Genomic DNA, 16,880 nt, shown 5'->3' with positions numbered 1-16,880 from the left:
GGTTCAGCCCTGCGATTGAGCTCGGGACATGGTGGGGTGGGGCGCATTTTCGGCCGAAGGCCCACTCGGCCTTCCCTGAAGCAAGGCGAGGACCTTGTCGCGTGGCCCGTCTGCGACGAGGCGGCCGCTATCGAACAGCAGCAGCCGGTCGACCGCATTGAGCAGCGAGAGGCGGTGCGTCGAGATGATCAAGGTCATGCGGTCGCCGTGGATCGCCTTCAACCGCTCGAGAAACTCGGCTTCGCTGCGCACGTCGAAATGCGCCGTCGGCTCGTCCATGAATAGAATCCGCGGATTTCGGATCAGGACACGCGCGAGGCCGATCGCCTGCTTTTGACCGCCCGAGAGGCTGCGACCGCCTTCGGCGATGGGCATGTCATAGCCCATCGGATGGCCGGCAATGAACGTTTCAACGCCGGCCAGACGGGCCGCGTGAAGCACTTCCTCGTCAGTCGCCTCCGGCTTGCCGAGGGCGATGTTGTCACGCAGTTTGCCGAAAAAGAGATCGGTATCCTGGAGGGCAAAGCCGATGCCGGCGCGAAGATCGGCGGGATCGTATTGACGTGAGTCAACGCCGTCGACGAGGATCCGGCCTTCCTGCGGCTCGTAGAAGCCCAGCAGGAGGCGGCCAACTGTCGTTTTCCCCGATCCGACGCGTCCGATGATGCCAACACGCTCGCCACTTTCGATTTTGAACGTGACCCTTTCGAGCGCCTTGCCCGGCGCATTGGGGTAGGCGAAGCTGACGTTATCGAAGCTGATGCGCCCCTGGTCGATCTTCCTGGATATATAGGTGCGCTGGGGTGACCGTTCCCGTTCCAGCGACATGATGCGATCGATCGACTTCAGCGAGGATAGCGTCTGGGTGCCGCGCGTGATCACCGAGGCGATACCGGCGATCGGAGCCAGCACGCGACCAGCCAGCATGTTGGCTGCGACCAGCGCACCCATCGAGAGCTTGCCGTCGAGAATGAGGAGCACGCCGATGACGATGAGGAGGAGGCTCGTTGCCTGCTGGGCTGCGTTGGTGGCGGTAAGAGCCATCGAGGACCAGAAATGCACATCCTCGCCCGAGCGGGCGGTGGCCGCGACAGAGCGCTCCCAGGCCGTCTGCATCCGAGATTCTGCGCCAGTGGCGCGCACAGTCTCCATGCCGGACAGCGATTCCACGAGCACGCCGTGCCGTGCGGCAGATTCTGCCTGGAGCCGCTTCATGGCACGGCTCAGCGGACGCTGTAGCCCCAGACCGATGACGATCATGATCGGCAACATGGCGAGCGGTATCCAGGCAAGCGGACCCGCGATCGTGAACAATACGCCGATGAAGATGATGGCAAAGAACAGATCGGTCGCCGAAACCACGCTGCCGGATGTGAAGAACTCACGGACCGAATCGAAATCACGAAGCTGGTTGGCGATGATGCCGACCGACGATGGCCGCTGCGCCATCTTGACCGACATGACGTGCTCGAAAATGTTCGCGGCCAGTACCACATCCATGGTCTTGCCGGTCGTGTCGATCATTTTGCTTCGTACCATCCGCAGCACGAAGTCGAACAGGATGGCAAGGCCCATTCCGATCGACAGCGCGATCAACGAGGGAACGGCGCCGTTCGGCACGACGCGGTCGTAGATGCTCATCGTGAACAGCGGCGTGGCCAATGCGAGCATGTTGACGAGCAATGCGGCGAGCGCGATGTGCCCGTAGCTGCGCCAATGCACTTTGGCGGTCGACCAGAACCAGTGACTACGCGGCAGATCGCCGGCGGCTACGACACGCTCGTTGCTCTCGGCTGCAGCCCTGACGAAGAACGCATATCCGGTGTAACCCGGCGAGAGAGTTTGGACGGAGTGTACTTCCGGGCTATTCGGCGTCAGGGACGGATCGATGACCCTGATGTCGCGTCCGGAGTTTTCGAACTCCAGGAGAATGAGCGTCGTCCCGTTTTTCATGATCAGGACGGCAGGCAGCACAAGTGCGGGTATGTCCGCGATCTCGCGCTTGACCGCTTGGGTCTCGAGTCCTGCGCGCCGAGCTGCGCGGTCGTAGAGCGGGACCGACAATCGCCCGTCGAGGATCGGCAGTCCTCCGAGCAGCGCCTCTCGACTGACGGCGCGGCCGTGATAGGCGGACAAGTACATCAGGGATGATGTGAGCGGGTCACCCTGATGGGGAGCGGCTTCTGCTTGCTCGGGTTCGGGCGCGGCTGTCGTTACCGCAGCGGAGCGGCCATGCGTGCGCGTTGGCTCGGTTGATCGAAACAACAATTGCAAATGCCCAAAATGAAAATGACGTGTTTCGTTAACAAGTTCGTCATTCCAACATAGCCGAAAACGTCGAGGAATCATTTAGTTAATAGGTTGAAGTCCGACTAAAGGTTAATCGTCCAAGAGATTTTCGTCGTTTGGCGCCCCGCCAACCGCACCCTTCTCCCTGGATTACATTCCGGAACCGGAACTATCTCTGGACCGGGTCAAATGCTGTCGCCAGCCAATGTGGCTTCTTGTCTGCCGCGTAAGCGGCAACAGGTGAGGTCTGCAACGCAACCGGGCCGTCTGTGCTTAGCTGCTGGGTAAGCCACGCGTTTGCTCCCGCCGAACTCGGCAGGGCGGACGATCTTGGCCACCTGTCCTTGAACATATCGGCGTCGGGTGCTTCACGCGCATAGCCTAGACGTTGCGGCGCCGCTTCAGGTGCGGGCACCGGAACATTGAGTGGCTCAGAGCCGGTCTGTGGCAACTTCAAGCGAGGCGTAGGCAACTTGTAGCTCGGCGTCCCAAGTAGCCCGAGATCCACCGGTGCGGCATCAACCGGTGGCGGAGCCTTCAGGTATTCGAGTAAGGTGCCCGTAGCCGCCAGGAGTTGATAGTCGGCAAATACCACGACGCCACGTGCCGAAGTCAACGAGACCAGCCCATTGAAGTACTGGTTCTGCGCGTTCAAGAGGTCGATCAGCGAGCGCTGGCCAAGCTCATATTCCTTCTGAAAGGCCGCAATCGTCTTCCGACTGGCGTCGTTCTCACGTATCAGCGTCGTTATTCTGGTCGCCGTGACCGTGCGCGCCGCCCACGCCTTGTCGATCGACTCGATGGCGTCGCGCTGGAGGCGTGCATGCCGCGCCGTGCTCTCGACATAGCGTTCGGCCATCTCGGACCGACGCCAGACATCCTGACCGCCCCGGAACACATCCCAGGACATCACGACCTTGCCGCTGTAGTCGTCGTGAGTGACGCCTAGGTAGGGATAGGTGTTGTCGTTGTGTGTCGCGCGGCCCTCGAGTGAGAAGGTCGGCACAAACGCGCCGTCCGTCACGCGATACGCATGCTTTGCCGCATCAACGTCGGCCTGAGCGGCCTGAATTGTGGGGTTGAACCGGACAGTGGTCGCGAGCGCCTCGTCGCGGCTCGACGGCAGGCCGGCCAGCGGGGCCGGGAAACGAAGATTGATGGGTTCGAGTCCAACGACCTTGCGGTACTTGGCGCGCGACTCCTCCAGGCTGCGGCGGAATTCGATGAGCGTCGCACGCGCACTTTCAACCCGTTCGCGGGCCTGTTCGAGATCGCCTTCGCCGGCCCGTCCGCCGGAAAAGCGCGTGTTGACGTTGGAGAAGATCTTCTCGTGATTTGTGACGTTCTGCTCGCCAAGCTGAACCAGTCGCAGATAGCGCACGACGTCGACATAGGCTTCCGCCGCGTCCAGGGCAATCAGTTCGGTGCGTTCGCGCACTCTGAATGCGGCTGCATTGACACGGGCTGTCTGCCGCCAGATGTCGTGGATCGAAGCGAAGCCATCAAACAGAAGTTGTCGGACGACCACGGACTCCTGCGATCCGTTCCGCCACAAGCCATTGCCCGCGACCGGGATGGGCAGGGCGGTGCTGCTCGTGACGGCAGCGCTCTGATCGAACTTTTCGGGCCCCCACCGTGCTTCGACACGCACCTGCGGCAACAGCGTGCTCTGGGTTTGCCGAAGCTCGCTCTCCGTGGCGCGACGGTTGGCCGATGCCTCGCCGACGCCCGGGTTGGTTTTGACGGCCTGCTTTAGCGCGTCGTTGATCGAGAACGGCTCCGCCATGGCGGTTCCGCACGGAACGAGAAGCAAAGCACTAGAAATCAGAATTCGCCCAAACAATTTAACCTCCACCCGTGTCGGTTGCGACGAACGCGGGGCCCCCGGAAATAGCGATCAGCTTTGCAAGGACTGGAATGATAATCTAGGCCGAATGAGTAAAAGGTGGGCAAATGGAGAAGAGCTGTCGCATTTTCGCCACTTATTTGCGAAGAAAGGTTCTATATTACCTCTTGTGAGAGATTAGAACGTCCCGCCCTTACGATTTGTTTACCTTGTCCTCCGTCAGGGATGCCCGATTCTCGTGCGCCGAATGAGAATACAAGCCATTCGTCGATGCCTTTAAGAATTGCATGTCTCTTTTACTGGAGGCGGGGATTGCAGGTTTGCCATCTTCATTTCCCGATACTTCGTCAATCTTGATCGAGCCGGCGCGGGCCATCTCGCATTCAGCCCATGATCTCCTGCACCATCGGCACCACCTTGCGGCCGTAAAGCTCGATGCTCTTCATCAGCTTCTCGTGCGGCAGCGGTCCCGCCGAATATTTCAGCTGGAAGCGCGCAATGCCGAGCGCTTTTGCGGTCTTGGCGATCTTGCGGGCCACCGTCTCCGGCGAGCCGACATAGAGCGAGCCGTGCTCGGCTTCGTTGACGAACTCGTCGCGGCCCATCGGCGGCCAGCCGCGTTCCTTGCCGATGCGGTCGCGCATCGCCTTGTAGTCGGGCCACAGTTCTTCGCGCGCCTGTTCGTCGGTCTCGGCGACGTAGCCGGGTGAATGCACGCCGATCGGCTGCGCGGTGCGGCCGAACTCCTTGAACGCGCGGTGATAGAGATCGACGAAGGGCGCAAAGCGCGCGGGATCGCCGCCGATGATCGCGAGCATCAGGGGCAGGTCATAATGCGCGGCGCGCACCACCGATTGCGGGCTGCCGCCGACGCCGATCCAGGTCTTAAGCCGGCCGTTCTCGACCGGCGGATAGACCAGCTGATCCCGCAGCGGCGGACGCAGCTTGCCTTCCCAGGTCACCGGCTTCTGCGACAGCAGCGCGGCGAACAAATCGAGCTTTTCCTCGAACAGCGCCTCGTATTTGCGCAGGTCGAAGCCGAACAGCGGAAAGGATTCCGTGAACGAGCCGCGGCCGAGGATCACCTCGGCGCGCCCGTTGGAGAGGGCGTCGAGCGTGGCGAAGCGCTGGAACACGCGGATGGGATCGTCGGAGCTCAGCACCGTTACGGCGGAGCCGAGATGGATGCGCTTGGTGCGCGAGGCGACCGCGGCGAGCACGGTCTCCGGGGAGGAGATCGAGAAGTCGGCGCGGTGATGCTCGCCGAGCCCGATGAAGTCGAGGCCGAGCTCGTCGGCGAGCACCGCCTCGTCAACGACGTTGCGGATCACCTGCGCATGCGGGAGCATATCGCCGGAGGTGTTCCTGGTGACGTCGCCAAAGGTGTCCAGTCCGAATTCGAGCGGTGCGGTCATCGATCATATCTCTGTGGGATGATCGCTCAGATTTAATGGATGGCCGCGATGCGACAAGTCGGCTTCCGGAAATGCTCGGTTTCCGTTTGGAAGCCTATCAGGAGATCCGCACGACCATCTTGCCGAGTGCCCCGCGGGTCTGCATCGTCCTGAACGCCTCGCGAAAATCATCCAGCGCGAAGACGCGGCCGACCGCTGGCTTCAGCTTGCCCCCGGCGAGCCAGCCGATCAGCTGCGCCATCAGGCACTTCTGTACTTCGGGCTCTCGTGTCGGAATCTGCGCGAGATCGACGCCGAGCAGGGCGCCGCCCTTCAGCAGCGGCAGATTGAAAGGCAGCGCGGGAATGGCGCCGGCGGCAAAGCCGACCACGAGATGACGTCCGCGCCAGGCGATGGATCGGAACGCCTGCACCGAGATCTCGCCGCCGACGGGATCGAAGATCACGTCGGCGCCGTGTCCTCCCGTCAGCTCCTTGAACGTCTCGCGCCAGTTCGCCTGCGTGTAATCGATCACCGCGTCGGCGCCGTGCGCCAGCGCGAACTCGCGCTTCTCCGGGGTCGATGCCGCCGCGATCACGCGGGCGCCGAGCAGCTTGCCGATCTGAACGGCCGCGGTCCCGGTGCCGCCGGCCGCGCCCAGCACCAGAAGGTGCTCGCCCGCGATCAGCATCGCGCGCGCGCTCAGCGCATAGAGGGCGGTGAGATAATTGGCACGAAACGAGGCCGCGACCTCAGCCGTGACGCCGTCCGGAAGCGGATGGAGCGCTTCGGGCCTGACGACGATCTCTTCAGCGAGCGCGCCCGACCGAGTCATGCCCATCACGCGCATGCCGGCTCGATAGCCTCCCGGCTCGCCCGGGGCTTCGATCACGATCCCGGCGAACTCCGTCCCGGGAATGAAGGGCAGGGGATCCTTAGTCTGATAGAGCCCTTGAATCTTCAAGCCGTCGACAAAGCCGATTCCCGCGGCTTCGACCCGGATGCGCAACTGTCCGGGCTCCATGGGCAGGCGTGGAATGTCCTTCAGCTCGATGTGATCGATGGACGCGTATTGCTCGACGACGACGGCTTTCATGTCGGACCTCTGTTGGTCTTGTTGTCCGAGTTCCGAGAGTAGTCTACCGCCACATCCCCCATTCTTGCACCGATGTCGATCGTCGGCTTCTACGTCGGGTGCCGCCCAGCCGGCTGACGAAGTGTTGCGATACGATGCGTGCTGTTCGTTTCGATGGGAAGAAACCCGACATTTTCTTTGTGAGCTAATCCAAATGGCAATTGAGAACAAAATGAGAACGTGCTAGCCAAGACAGTTGGGTGTTTCGAATCGGTTGGGGTTGGAAGTGAAGGTCGCGGGCTTATTCGCAGGCATCGGGGGACTGGAGCAAGGATTGGCTGCGGCTGGACATGAGCCGGGCTTGCTTTGCGAGATCTGGGAGCCGGCTCGCGCGGTTCTTGCTGCCAGAATGCCCGATGTTCCCTGTAAACGCGATGTTCGCGAGCTCAAGTCCCTTCCAAGAGAAACCGAACTGATAGCGGGTGGTTTTCCTTGCCAAGACCTGAGCCAAGCAGGTCGAACCGCAGGTATCGGTGGCGCCCGCTCGGGACTGGTCGGCGAGATCTTTCGGTTGCTCGATCGTCGGCGAGTGCCTTGGGTTGTCTTAGAGAACGTGTCGTTCATGCTACAACTCGACAAGGGAAGCGGAATGCGCACCCTCGTCGAGGCGTTTGAAGAGCTTGGCTATCGTTGGGCTTATCGAGTGGTGAATAGCCTCTCGTTTTTGCCCCAACGCCGTGAGCGAGTGCTTTTTGTCGCGACCACCACCGAGGTTGATCCCGCGTCGGTGGTTCTTACGGACGAAGCAGAGCCAGCATTGGCACGAACCGATCTCGACGCTCATGCCCACGGATTCTATTGGACCGAGGGGATTCGGGGGCTTGGCTGGGCGCCAGATTCCATTCCCACGTTGAAGAACGGTTCTACCGTTGGGATCGCGTCCCCCCCCGCTATCTTGCTTCCTACGGGGGACGTGATCACGCCGGATATCCGAGACGCTGAGCGCCTCCAGGGTTTTCCGGAGAACTGGACCAGTCCAGCCGAAGAAGTCTCGCGCACGTCGCTTCGTTGGTCTCTCGTGGGGAACGCGGTTTCGGTGCCTGTTGCCAAATGGCTGGGTTCGCGCTTGGCTCATCCAGGCGTGTATGAGGTTGGCCGGGACGGCGAGTTGCCGGCGAATGGCCGATGGCCTAAGGCCGCGCGATTTGATGGCAAGCGGCGACATGCCGTTCACATCAATGCTTATCCGAAGTGGGAACAGCGTTCGTCTTTGACCACATTTCTTCGATATGACGGAAAGCCCCTTTCAGTGCGGGCGACGCGCGGCTTCCTTTCGAGAACCGAACGGGCCAAGCTTCGATTTGCGGATGGCTTTCAAGATCGGCTTCGCGGGCATCTTGCTCGAATGGAACGTCGTGTTGATTCGAGCAGTACGAATTTTGCTGTTGCTGCGGAATGAGGATTGTTCGTCCTGACGCAGAAACGTCCGCACGGATGGCGCGGATTAGGCAGAGGGATACAAAGATCGAAGCTGTGGTCGCGTCGGTGCTGCGTGATTTAGGGCTGCACTATCGCAAGAACGTTCGAAAGCTCCCTGGTAGTCCGGACTTTGCCAATAGGTCGAAGCGGTGGGCTGTATTCGTGCATGGTTGTTTTTGGCATCATCACGGGGGGTGCCACAAGGCGACGGTACCAAAATCCAATCGGCGATTTTGGCTCGACAAGTTCCGCGACAACAAGCGCAGAGACGCGCGAAGCGTACGGCTCCTTCGCAAGGAGGGGTACCGCGTCGTAGTAATCTGGGAATGTCAGGAACACCGCATCCGAGACAAATTAGCCAAGATCCTTGAACCGGGTGGCATATATTCCTGAAAGCCGGGCTATCATGCTTTCGTAGTTATAGATGTCACCCCTGGGCGGAGCGGGAGGCGTCTCAAGGAGTTGAACGGGACTACCGTCGTTTGCCATATCAATTACCACGATGGAAATCGCATCGTAGCCGACGTCCCCGACTCTTGAGCGACGCGGCAGTTGTCTTATCTTGTCGATTGCAAGCTGAGCATCTTTCGGTTGCTTGTGTCGACTCCATTCTGGGTCGGATGTTCTGTTCTTCTTGTTTAGATCTGGGCTGAGATAGGTCTCTGCGACGTTCACCATCGTGAAGGCGACTGCTATCGCTTCGTCAGTCGCTCCGTGCACGGTGAGATGGGATGAATTGAGCTCGTCATATAGACGGGGAAGAGCTCGCTGATGAGCTGTCATACAGGCCTTGGCTTCCAGAGCCATCAACACGGCGCCGACCGGAGCCCGAGCAAGTCGTGGAAGTTTCCCGAATGTCGCTTGCTCCTCGGGAGTCAGTTCGATGCCGTATCCTGCTGCAATGCTGGCTAAGGTCTCTGAAGTGGCAGGCCCACCCGGTGTACAAAGCACCAAATCAAGATTCTTCTTTCGATCATGGACGAAGTCGCGCATTTCATGATTGATGCCAAAGCAGACTGTTCCAGCCTCCACATGTCGCTTCAGAAGTGGGGTCGACGTCAATAGATCGAAAATCACTCCCCAGCATGCGATCTTGGAATGGCGGTCACTCCTCGAGTGGTACTGCCACGAGTTATGGTAACGATCGCTAATATTCGTGTTCGACAACGTTCGTACGAGGATTGTGGGCCCGTGCATTCGCGCCTCGATTGTCCTGATTATCTGCCTGTTTACATGCTCGACGATGGAGACCACAAGGCTGACAGAGCCCGGGAATGCTTGGTTTTCTGTTTGTCGGTCTACCGCCACATCCCCCGCATCCGCGCACCGATGTCGACCTTGGGTCCTTGCGCGGCGGTGCGCGCCCCGGCCGCGCCTGCCTTCGGCCAGGCGGTGCGCTCGAACAGATAGACGAGGGATTCCGGGATGAAGCGGGTGCGCGAGGCGTAGACGTGGCGGTCGCCCTTGGCGGCCTGGCCGTGGACGAAGAAGCGCTGGGGCACGACGAGGTGCAGATCGTCCTTGGCGCGGGTCATCGCGACATAGAGCAGGCGGCGCTCCTCCTCGAGCTCGGCGCTGGTGCCGGCGCCGAGATCGGAGGGCATGCAGCCGTCGACCACGTTGAGCACAAACACCGACTTCCACTCCTGGCCTTTTGCGGAGTGGATGGTGGAGAGGATGAGATAGTCCTCGTCGCGCAGCGGCGGCCCGGATTTGTCGCTGGTCGCATCCGGCGGGTCGAGCGTGAGCTCGGTCAGGAATTTTTCGCGCGAGGCATAGCCGCTGGCGATCTGCTCGAGCTGCATCAGATCGGCACGGCGCGTCTCGGAGTCTTCGTGGATGCGGTCGAGATGCGGCTCGTACCAGAGCCGCACGCGCTCCAGATCCGCCGGCCATTCCGAGTAGCGCAGATTTTCGACCGTGCGGACGAAGTCGGTCCAGTCTGCACCGGTGCGCGCCGGTACCGGGAGCTGGCCGAGCGCGTGCAGCGGGTCCATGCTCTCCGCCATCTGATCGAGTACGCGCTGCGCGGTCGCGGGGCCAATGCCTGGCAACAGGTGCAGGATGCGAAAGCCGGCGACGCGATCGCGTGGGTTCTCGGCGAAGCGCAGCAGCGCCAGCACGTCCTTGACGTGCGCTGCGTCGAGGAATTTGAGCCCGCCGAACTTCACGAACGGGATGTTGCGGCGGGTCAGCTCGATCTCAAGCGGACCGGAATGCGAGGAGGTCCGGAATAGCACTGCCTGGTGCTTGAGCAGCGCGCCTTGCTCGCGGTTGGCCAAGACCTCCTCGACGATGTAGCGCGCCTGGTCGGCCTCGTCGTGCACGGTGACGAGCTGCGGCTTCTGCGACGCGTTGCGGTCAGTCCAGAGGTTCTTGGTGAAGCGCTCACGGGCAAGACCGATGACGCCGTTGGCCGCCGCCAGCACGGTTTGCGTCGAGCGATAATTGCGGTCGAGCGTGATCATTTCCGCGCGCGGCGAAAAGCTCTGCGGGAAGTCCAGGATGTTGCGCACGGTGGCGGCGCGGAACGAATAGATCGACTGCGCGTCGTCGCCGACCACGGTGAGGCCGCGTCCATCCGGCTTCAGCGCCAGCAGGATCGAGGACTGCAGGCGGTTGGTGTCCTGATATTCGTCGACCAGCACGTGATCGAAGCGGCCGCCGATCTCTTCGGCGATCAGCGCATCGCTCATCATCTGCGACCAGTAGAGCAGGAGGTCGTCGTAATCGAGCACGTGCTGGGCCTGCTTGGCTTCGACATAGGCCGCGAACAGGCCTTTCAGCTCGGCGGCCCAGCCCGCGCACCAGGGATAGTGCGCCCCCAGCACCTTCTCGATCTCCATCTCGGCATTGACGCAGCGCGAGTAGATCGACAGGCAGGTGCCCTTGGCCGGAAAGCGGCTCTCGGTTTTCGACAGGCCGCGCTCGTGCCGGACCAGGTTCATCAGGTCGGCGGAATCCTCGCGGTCGTGGATGGTGAAGGCGGGATCGACGCCGATCCGCTCGGCATATTCGCGCAGCAGTCGCGCGCCGATGCCGTGGAAGGTGCCGGCCCAGGTGAGGGCGTCGCGCATGATCGCGGCATTGTTCTCGCCCAGCACCTTTCGCGCGATGCGCTCGACGCGGCCGGCCATCTCGGACGCGGCGCGGCGGGAGAACGTCATCAGCAGGATGCGGCGGGGATCGGCGCCGGCGACGATCAGATGCGCGACACGGTGGGCCAGCGTGTTGGTCTTGCCGGAGCCGGCGCCGGCGATGACGAGCAGGGGGGCGCCCACGGTCGCACCGTCGGCCACGCCATGCTCCACGGCGCGGCGCTGCTCCGCATTGAGCGTGTCCAGATATGTCGCCACGAATCGCCCCGGTGAAAGGGTGAGAATCGGCGATCCCGGCACGAATCGCAATGCGGCTGGACGGAGCCGGTGTTAAGACCTAGGGACAAGACGGCCCAAAGTTCCAGCCCGAAAAGCGCACCCGGCATGACCGAGCTCAAGCCCGACCAGTTCGAGATGCGACGGCTGGAATCGCTCAGCAACACCATCTTTGGCGTCGCCATGACGCTGCTCGCCTACGACCTGCCGAAGGCGGCGGTGTTCACCAGCGCGCCGGACTGGAATGATCTCGCGCGGGTCTATTCCGGCAAGCTTGCCGGCTTTGCGCTCAGCTTCATCATCGCCGGTGTGTTCTGGATCAGCCATCACCGGCGGCTGGCGCGCCAGCCCGTAGGCAGCCGCGGCATGGTGATCCTCAACCTGTTCTTCCTGCTGTCGATCGTGCTGCTGCCTGTCACCAACGGCCTCTACACCAATTACGGCATGAGCAGCGCGGTCGCGGTGCTCTACGGCCTGCACCTGACTGCGATCGCCGGCCTCAATGCCTGGCTGTGGCGGAGGATTCTTGGCGGCTGGAGCCAGGAGCTCATGGCGTCGCTGTTTCCGCTGCTGGTGTTCATCCCGGGCACGATCGTTGCGGCCTTCGCGCCGCATGTCGCGCCCTTCGTGTGGTTCATCGCCTTCGGCGGGCTCCTGATCCAGCGCTTCTATGTCGCGCCGAACCCGTCGGCCGGCACGTAAAGCTTGACCGGGCGGATTTCGTAGACCGCGCTCGGATTGACCTCGCGCAGCTTCCGCGCCGCCGCGATCGCCTCCTCATCCGTGTCGTATTCCACAAGGTGGAAGCCCAGAAGCTGCTCCTTGGTCTCGGCAAACGGTCCGTCCAGCACGATGCCCGCGCCGGGGCCACGCAGGGTGCGGGCCTTTCGGGTCTCATCCAGACGGGCGGCCGGTCCGAGGTGTCCGCTTGCCCGGAGCGGCTGCTGAACCTCGATGACTTTCGCCACGACCGCGGCGTCCTTCTCCGGAGTCCAGGACAGGATCTCGTCTTCCACGTGATAGGCCAGGATGGCGTAGAGCATCATTACCTCGTTGATTTTGCTGCGCGCGCCCCAAAGGACGTATCACCCCAGCCGCTCCCGACAATGGCGGCGCGGAAAATATTGCGCGGCGGGAGCGGCGACGAAACCGTTCTGAAACCCGATTGCGGCCCAAAAGTGTGAACGCCGCCCTAAACCGGCGCGACTGATGGCCACTGAGAATAATGAAGCCATTCGGAGGCGGCCATGTCGACCATCAAGATCATCTGCGACGCGCGTCGGGCGGCACAATCGGTGCCTGCCGATCTGCACGACCAGAGCGGCCATCACCGCTATTACGGCAGCTCGGTCGAGAACGGCGGCGAGCGGATCGTCGAAAGCCGCCGCGGCAAGCAGCCGCGCGCACTGAACGTCTGCGGCTTCTGAGCCCTGCGCGGCGAACCGGGGTGCGACAATGAGCGTGCTTCACATATTGATCGCCACGATGCCGTTCCTGCTCTCGCTCGCGAGCCGGTCCAGCAAGGTGATCGCCCCGTGCCTGTTCGCCAGCATCTTCACGGTCCTCCTCGGCGATGATCCGCCGCGCGCCGCCATGGCCTGGTGCATCGGTCTGCTGATTGCCGCCGTTGCCCTGCGCGAGCGGCTGCGTGCGGGTTGAGCCCGGTGCAGTCACTGCGCGCTCAGGACCCGTTTGACCAGCGCCTCGCGCAGCGTTGCCAGCTCGCCGCTCGCTTCCATCTGCGCGATCACCTTGCCGACCTTCGGCACCAGATCGCGATGCCGTTCGTGCAGATAGTGGTAGATGTGGATGCGCTCCATCGGTGGCGAGAGCGGATGGATCCTGGTCTGCAGATCGAGTTTCCTCACCGCGACGAGCCCGCTGAAGAGGTCGGTGACCATCACGTCGAAACGGTCGGCGTCGAGCATCCTGACCATGTTCTCGAGGCTCGTGGTCGCCGTGACGCGGGCCATGCCGCGCGTGCCGGCTTCCGAGGAGCCGACGCCGCGGACGATGCCGATGCTGTAGTCTTTGATCGAATTCCAGCCATCGACGTCGAAACGGAGTTTCGTCGCGAAGACCGCCGGCTCGATATAGTTGATCGCCGGCGTGACCTGAATCAGCGTCGGGTAGTCGCGGGAGAGCGTTCCGATCCGCTGGATCTCGCCGTCGACCTCGCCGGCGCTCGACAGTGCCAGCGCGCGCTTGCCGGGGACGTCCTCGAACTCCAGCTTGATGTTCAGCCTGGCGTAGACGGCCCGCAGCATCTCGCCGCCGACATATTGATCGGGGATGTCGGCGATCCGCGCCAGCCGGATCAGCTCCTGCGCCGGCGACGGACCGGGTGCGAGCAATGCCAGGCAGGCGACGATGATCCGCCACATGAGGCGTCTCCTTCGATCGTGTGTTGCTACCACTGGATTCTGATGCCCGTGCGATCTACCGGTGGTGGCGCCTGTCGCGGCCGCAGCGCTCACCGCGCCCGTCATGCAGGACTTTACCCAATGTCATTCCAGGACGTGAAGTGATAGTTTGCGCGAGAATCCTGCTGCTGGGCGCAAGATAAGACCCCGCCAAGGCGCCCATGGGCCGGCAGGATCATCACGCAGGTCGCGTGACGAGAGAATCTCAACTGTCGAATTGCTCGCGGCCGCGACCGGCCGTCCGGAGCAGGGTGTCGCCATTCCGGGGACGTGGTGCATGGGCAATGCAGGCGACGAGGACTCTAAGCGCAGCCGCCGTGCCGTTGCCCCGGCGGCCGCGAAGCAGGATTTGAGCGGGATCGGCCCCGCACTTGCGCCAGCGATGACCGGGACACTGCTGTCGCGGATCTTCGACTGGTTGCGCAGCGGCGTCGGACCGCGCCTGCTGGCCGCCGTGCTGCTGTTCTCCTCGATCGTCACGCTGATGTTGACCGCGCTTCAGCTCTATCTCGACTACCACCGCGAGGTCGGGCTCATCGATACGCGGCTCGACGAGATCGGCCGCAGCTCGACCGGCAGCCTTGGCGAGAGCCTGTGGAATCTCGACCAGAACCAGCTCAAGCTCCAGCTCGAAGGCATCCTGCGGCTGCCCGATATCCGCGCCGCCGAGGTGCGCGAGATCGCCGATCGTCCCAATCCGATCCGTGTCGCGGTCGGCGAGAAGGGCACCCGTTCGGCGGTGACACGCGACTATCCGCTGAACTACAGCGTCCAGGGGACGGCACGCCCGATCGGCGTACTCCATGTCGAGGCGACGCTGAGCGAGGTCTATCAGCAATTGCTGAACCGGGCCCTGATCATCCTGGCAAGCCAGGCAGCGAAGACCTTTCTCGTCTCGCTGTTCATCATCTACATGTTCCACCTGCTGGTGACGCGGCATCTCGTCGCCATCGCCGAGTTCGTCAGCAAATACAGCCTGGCGCGGCCGCCGCCGCCTTTGCAACTCGAGCGCCGGCCGCCCAGCGATCCCGACGAGCTGGACAAGGTGATCGACGCCTTCAACGCCATGTGCGCGAACCTCGGGCGGGCCTATGGCGAGCTGCGCGAGGCCAATGCGAATCTGGAGCGCGACCTGAAGATCCGTCGGCGCGCCGAAGAGGACGCGCGCGCGAGCGAGCAGCGTTTCCGCGACTATGCCGAGACCGCCTCCGACTGGTTCTGGGAGACCGGACCGGATCACCTGTTCACCTACATCTCGGAGCGGGTCGGTGCCTTCGGCATGGACCGTGCGGCCCTGATCGGCAAGCGCAGGTCCGATGGCGCCTTCGACCGCGACGCCGAGCCGGAGAAATGGCGCGCGCACAATGCGACGCTTGAGCGCCACGAGCCGTTCCGGAAGTTCGAGTATCGTGGCCGCGATACGGCCGGACGCGTACGCCATTTCAGCGTCAACGGCCACCCGGTGTTCGACGCCGACGGAGCCTTCATGGGCTATCGCGGGTCGGCCACCGACCTCACCGTGCAGCACGAGACCCAGGAGCGGCTGCGCCAATCCCAGAAGATGGACGCGATCGGCCAGCTCACCGGCGGCGTCGCGCACGACTTCAACAACGTCCTCACGGTGATCACCGGCACCATCGAGATCGTCCAGGAGGGGCTTGCGGACAAGCCCGAGTTCGCCGCGATCGCGCAGCTGATCGACGATGCGGCCGCGCGCGGCGCGGAGATCACCTCGCAACTGCTGACCTTCGCGCGCCGCCAGCCGCTCGAGCCGCGCGAGATCGACGTCAACGCACTCGTGGTCGAGACGGCGAAGCTGCTGAAGCCGATCCTCGGCGAGCATATCGAGATCGTGACCCGGCTCGCGGACGACGCCTGGTTCGCGATGGCGGATCCGTCGCAGCTCTCGTCCGCGATCGTCAATCTCGCCGTCAACGCCCGTGACGCGATGCCGGGGGGCGGCAGGCTCACGCTCGAGACCGCGAACCGCGACCTCAACGGCGCCAGCGGTGCCGGCGACGGTGATGTCATGCACGGCGCCTTCGTGATGGTCGCGGTCACCGACACCGGCCACGGCATTCCCGCCGACATCCGCGAGCGCGTGTTCGAGCCGTTCTTCACCACCAAGGGCGTCGGTCGCGGCACCGGGCTCGGGCTGAGCATGGTCTACGGCTTCGTCCGCCAGACTGGCGGCACCGTCGCCATCGAGAGCGAAGAGGGCCATGGCACGGTGATGCGGCTGTTCCTGCCGCGCTCGGAGGGCGAGGCGCCGGACAGGACGGCACCGGTGCAGGCGCTCGCCGCGGCGCGCGGGCACGAGACGATCCTCGTGGTCGAGGACGATCCGCTGGTGCAGGGCTATGTCATCGCCCAGCTCGGCACCCTCGGCTATCGCACGCTCGCCGCCGGCGACGGCGCAGCCGCGCTTGCGCTGGTCGACCAAGGCGCCAAATTCGATCTGCTGTTCACGGACATCATCATGCCCGGCGGCATGAACGGGCGTGAATTGGCCGACGCCGTCCGGATTCGCCGCCCGGGGGTGAGGGTGCTCTACACCTCCGGCTACACCGACGACACCGTCGTCCATGAAGGCCATCTCGATCCCGGCGTGGCTCTGCTCGGGAAGCCCTACCGGAAGTCGGAGCTGTCGCAGAAAATTCGCGAGGTGCTTGCGGGCGAGCCACCGGCCTGACGGCGCGGACTTCAAGAAAAAGGCGCGGCGGGGAAGGCCCCGTCGCGCCCGATTTCTTGCTCGCTGGTCCAGGGCTGAGAGCGCCCCGATGCCAAGCCCTACTTAAAGCTCAGCGGGCGATCCCAGCGAGGTGACAGCGCTTGGTAAAAGACACTGGATCACCTCCTTTCGTTGGTTTCGGAAGACCTCAATATAGGGGCAAACCCTGCCGCCGTTAAGGGGGGCGCCGGAGGCGGGAACAGGCCTGTCCGCGAGGCGGGAAAGACCGGTCCTGAGCAGTTGAGACTGCCGCCCGGGCGTGTTAGGTG

The 16,880-nt window shown here is 63.0% G+C and carries 14 protein-coding genes; 6 read left to right on the top strand and 8 right to left on the bottom strand.

What is annotated here, in order from left to right; translation table 11 throughout:
• Positions 1 to 3: 3 nt before the first annotated feature.
• The 4 genes from NLM15_RS27665 to NLM15_RS27650 all read right to left on the bottom strand — a co-directional run bounded on the left by NLM15_RS27665 (position 4) and on the right by NLM15_RS27650 (position 6,625).
• Positions 4 to 2,349, bottom strand: a complete 2,346-nt coding sequence (locus NLM15_RS27665; RefSeq protein ID WP_256565500.1) for a type I secretion system permease/ATPase — start codon at positions 2,347 to 2,349, stop codon at positions 4 to 6.
• A 109-nt stretch (positions 2,350 to 2,458) separates the two neighbouring features.
• On the bottom strand, positions 2,459 to 4,075 hold the full coding sequence (locus tag NLM15_RS27660) for a TolC family outer membrane protein (protein ID WP_254120647.1): 1,617 nt from the start codon (positions 4,073 to 4,075) through the stop codon (positions 2,459 to 2,461).
• A gap of 443 nt (positions 4,076 to 4,518) precedes the next feature.
• Positions 4,519 to 5,550, bottom strand: a complete 1,032-nt coding sequence (locus tag NLM15_RS27655; RefSeq protein WP_254120645.1) for an LLM class flavin-dependent oxidoreductase — start codon at positions 5,548 to 5,550, stop codon at positions 4,519 to 4,521.
• Positions 5,551 to 5,647: 97 nt separating this feature from the next.
• On the bottom strand, positions 5,648 to 6,625 hold the full coding sequence (locus NLM15_RS27650) for an NADPH:quinone oxidoreductase family protein (protein ID WP_254120644.1): 978 nt from the start codon (positions 6,623 to 6,625) through the stop codon (positions 5,648 to 5,650).
• Positions 6,626 to 6,890: 265 nt separating this feature from the next.
• On the opposite strand from NLM15_RS27650, the gene NLM15_RS27645 reads away from it, so the two are divergent.
• Positions 6,891 to 8,063, top strand: a complete 1,173-nt coding sequence (locus NLM15_RS27645; protein WP_254120642.1) for a DNA cytosine methyltransferase — start codon at positions 6,891 to 6,893, stop codon at positions 8,061 to 8,063.
• Positions 8,060 to 8,476, top strand: a complete 417-nt coding sequence (locus tag NLM15_RS27640; protein ID WP_256565498.1) for a very short patch repair endonuclease — start codon at positions 8,060 to 8,062, stop codon at positions 8,474 to 8,476. Before NLM15_RS27645 ends, NLM15_RS27640 begins: the two co-directional genes overlap by 4 nt.
• Here NLM15_RS27640 and NLM15_RS27635 read toward each other — a convergent pair.
• Together NLM15_RS27635 and NLM15_RS27630 are read right to left on the bottom strand one after the other, a co-directional pair.
• The gene (locus NLM15_RS27635; protein ID WP_254120639.1) at positions 8,438 to 9,160 is read right to left on the bottom strand and encodes a hypothetical protein; all 723 of its coding nucleotides are present in this window, start codon (positions 9,158 to 9,160) and stop codon (positions 8,438 to 8,440) included. The genes NLM15_RS27640 and NLM15_RS27635 overlap by 39 nt on opposite strands.
• A gap of 221 nt (positions 9,161 to 9,381) precedes the next feature.
• Entirely contained in the window at positions 9,382 to 11,439 is a 2,058-nt protein-coding gene (locus NLM15_RS27630; RefSeq protein ID WP_254120637.1) for an ATP-dependent helicase, read from the bottom strand.
• A 126-nt stretch (positions 11,440 to 11,565) separates the two neighbouring features.
• On the opposite strand from NLM15_RS27630, the gene NLM15_RS27625 reads away from it, so the two are divergent.
• Positions 11,566 to 12,159: a TMEM175 family protein gene (locus tag NLM15_RS27625; protein ID WP_254120635.1), complete on the top strand. Its 594-nt coding sequence runs from the start codon at positions 11,566 to 11,568 to the stop codon at positions 12,157 to 12,159.
• On the opposite strand, the gene NLM15_RS27620 is transcribed toward NLM15_RS27625, so the two are convergent.
• Entirely contained in the window at positions 12,126 to 12,500 is a 375-nt protein-coding gene (locus tag NLM15_RS27620; RefSeq protein WP_254120634.1) for a YciI family protein, read from the bottom strand. The genes NLM15_RS27625 and NLM15_RS27620 overlap by 34 nt on opposite strands.
• A 204-nt stretch (positions 12,501 to 12,704) precedes the next feature.
• On the opposite strand from NLM15_RS27620, the gene NLM15_RS27615 reads away from it, so the two are divergent.
• Positions 12,705 to 12,884 (top strand): hypothetical protein, encoded by a 180-nt coding sequence (locus NLM15_RS27615; RefSeq protein WP_254120632.1) that lies wholly within the window; start codon positions 12,705 to 12,707, stop codon positions 12,882 to 12,884.
• Positions 12,885 to 12,912: 28 nt separating this feature from the next.
• Positions 12,913 to 13,116, top strand: a complete 204-nt coding sequence (locus NLM15_RS27610; protein WP_254120630.1) for a hypothetical protein — start codon at positions 12,913 to 12,915, stop codon at positions 13,114 to 13,116.
• An 11-nt stretch (positions 13,117 to 13,127) separates the two neighbouring features.
• Here NLM15_RS27610 and NLM15_RS27605 read toward each other — a convergent pair whose 3' ends face one another.
• Complete coding sequence (locus NLM15_RS27605) at positions 13,128 to 13,841, bottom strand: ABC transporter substrate-binding protein (protein WP_254120629.1); 714 nt, start codon at positions 13,839 to 13,841, stop codon at positions 13,128 to 13,130.
• Between the two features lie 316 nt (positions 13,842 to 14,157).
• On the opposite strand from NLM15_RS27605, the gene NLM15_RS27600 reads away from it, so the two are divergent.
• Positions 14,158 to 16,572, top strand: a complete 2,415-nt coding sequence (locus NLM15_RS27600) for an ATP-binding protein (protein ID WP_254120627.1) — start codon at positions 14,158 to 14,160, stop codon at positions 16,570 to 16,572.
• Positions 16,573 to 16,880 lie beyond the last annotated feature (308 nt).

It is taken from the genome of Bradyrhizobium sp. CCGB20 (genome assembly GCF_024199855.1).
GTDB lineage: Bacteria > Pseudomonadota > Alphaproteobacteria > Rhizobiales > Xanthobacteraceae > Bradyrhizobium.
Note: the sequence above shows the minus strand (reverse complement) of the source record. Positions and strands in the feature narration are given on the sequence as shown.

What these genes read in the sequence shown, in the direction of transcription:
- NLM15_RS27665 (WP_256565500.1), bottom strand. Translation starts at nt 2,349, where the DNA reads ATGATTCCTCGACGTTTTCGGCTATGTTGGAATGACGAACTTGTTAAC.
- NLM15_RS27660 (WP_254120647.1), bottom strand. Translation starts at nt 4,075, where the DNA reads ATGGCGGAGCCGTTCTCGATCAACGACGCGCTAAAGCAGGCCGTCAAA.
- NLM15_RS27655 (WP_254120645.1), bottom strand. Translation starts at nt 5,550, where the DNA reads ATGACCGCACCGCTCGAATTCGGACTGGACACCTTTGGCGACGTCACC.
- NLM15_RS27650 (WP_254120644.1), bottom strand. Translation starts at nt 6,625, where the DNA reads ATGAAAGCCGTCGTCGTCGAGCAATACGCGTCCATCGATCACATCGAG.
- NLM15_RS27640 (WP_256565498.1), top strand. Translation starts at nt 8,060, where the DNA reads ATGAGGATTGTTCGTCCTGACGCAGAAACGTCCGCACGGATGGCGCGG.
- NLM15_RS27625 (WP_254120635.1), top strand. Translation starts at nt 11,566, where the DNA reads ATGACCGAGCTCAAGCCCGACCAGTTCGAGATGCGACGGCTGGAATCG.
- NLM15_RS27620 (WP_254120634.1), bottom strand. Translation starts at nt 12,500, where the DNA reads ATGCTCTACGCCATCCTGGCCTATCACGTGGAAGACGAGATCCTGTCC.
- NLM15_RS27615 (WP_254120632.1), top strand. Translation starts at nt 12,705, where the DNA reads ATGTCGACCATCAAGATCATCTGCGACGCGCGTCGGGCGGCACAATCG.
- NLM15_RS27610 (WP_254120630.1), top strand. Translation starts at nt 12,913, where the DNA reads ATGAGCGTGCTTCACATATTGATCGCCACGATGCCGTTCCTGCTCTCG.
- NLM15_RS27605 (WP_254120629.1), bottom strand. Translation starts at nt 13,841, where the DNA reads ATGTGGCGGATCATCGTCGCCTGCCTGGCATTGCTCGCACCCGGTCCG.
- NLM15_RS27600 (WP_254120627.1), top strand. Translation starts at nt 14,158, where the DNA reads ATGGGCAATGCAGGCGACGAGGACTCTAAGCGCAGCCGCCGTGCCGTT.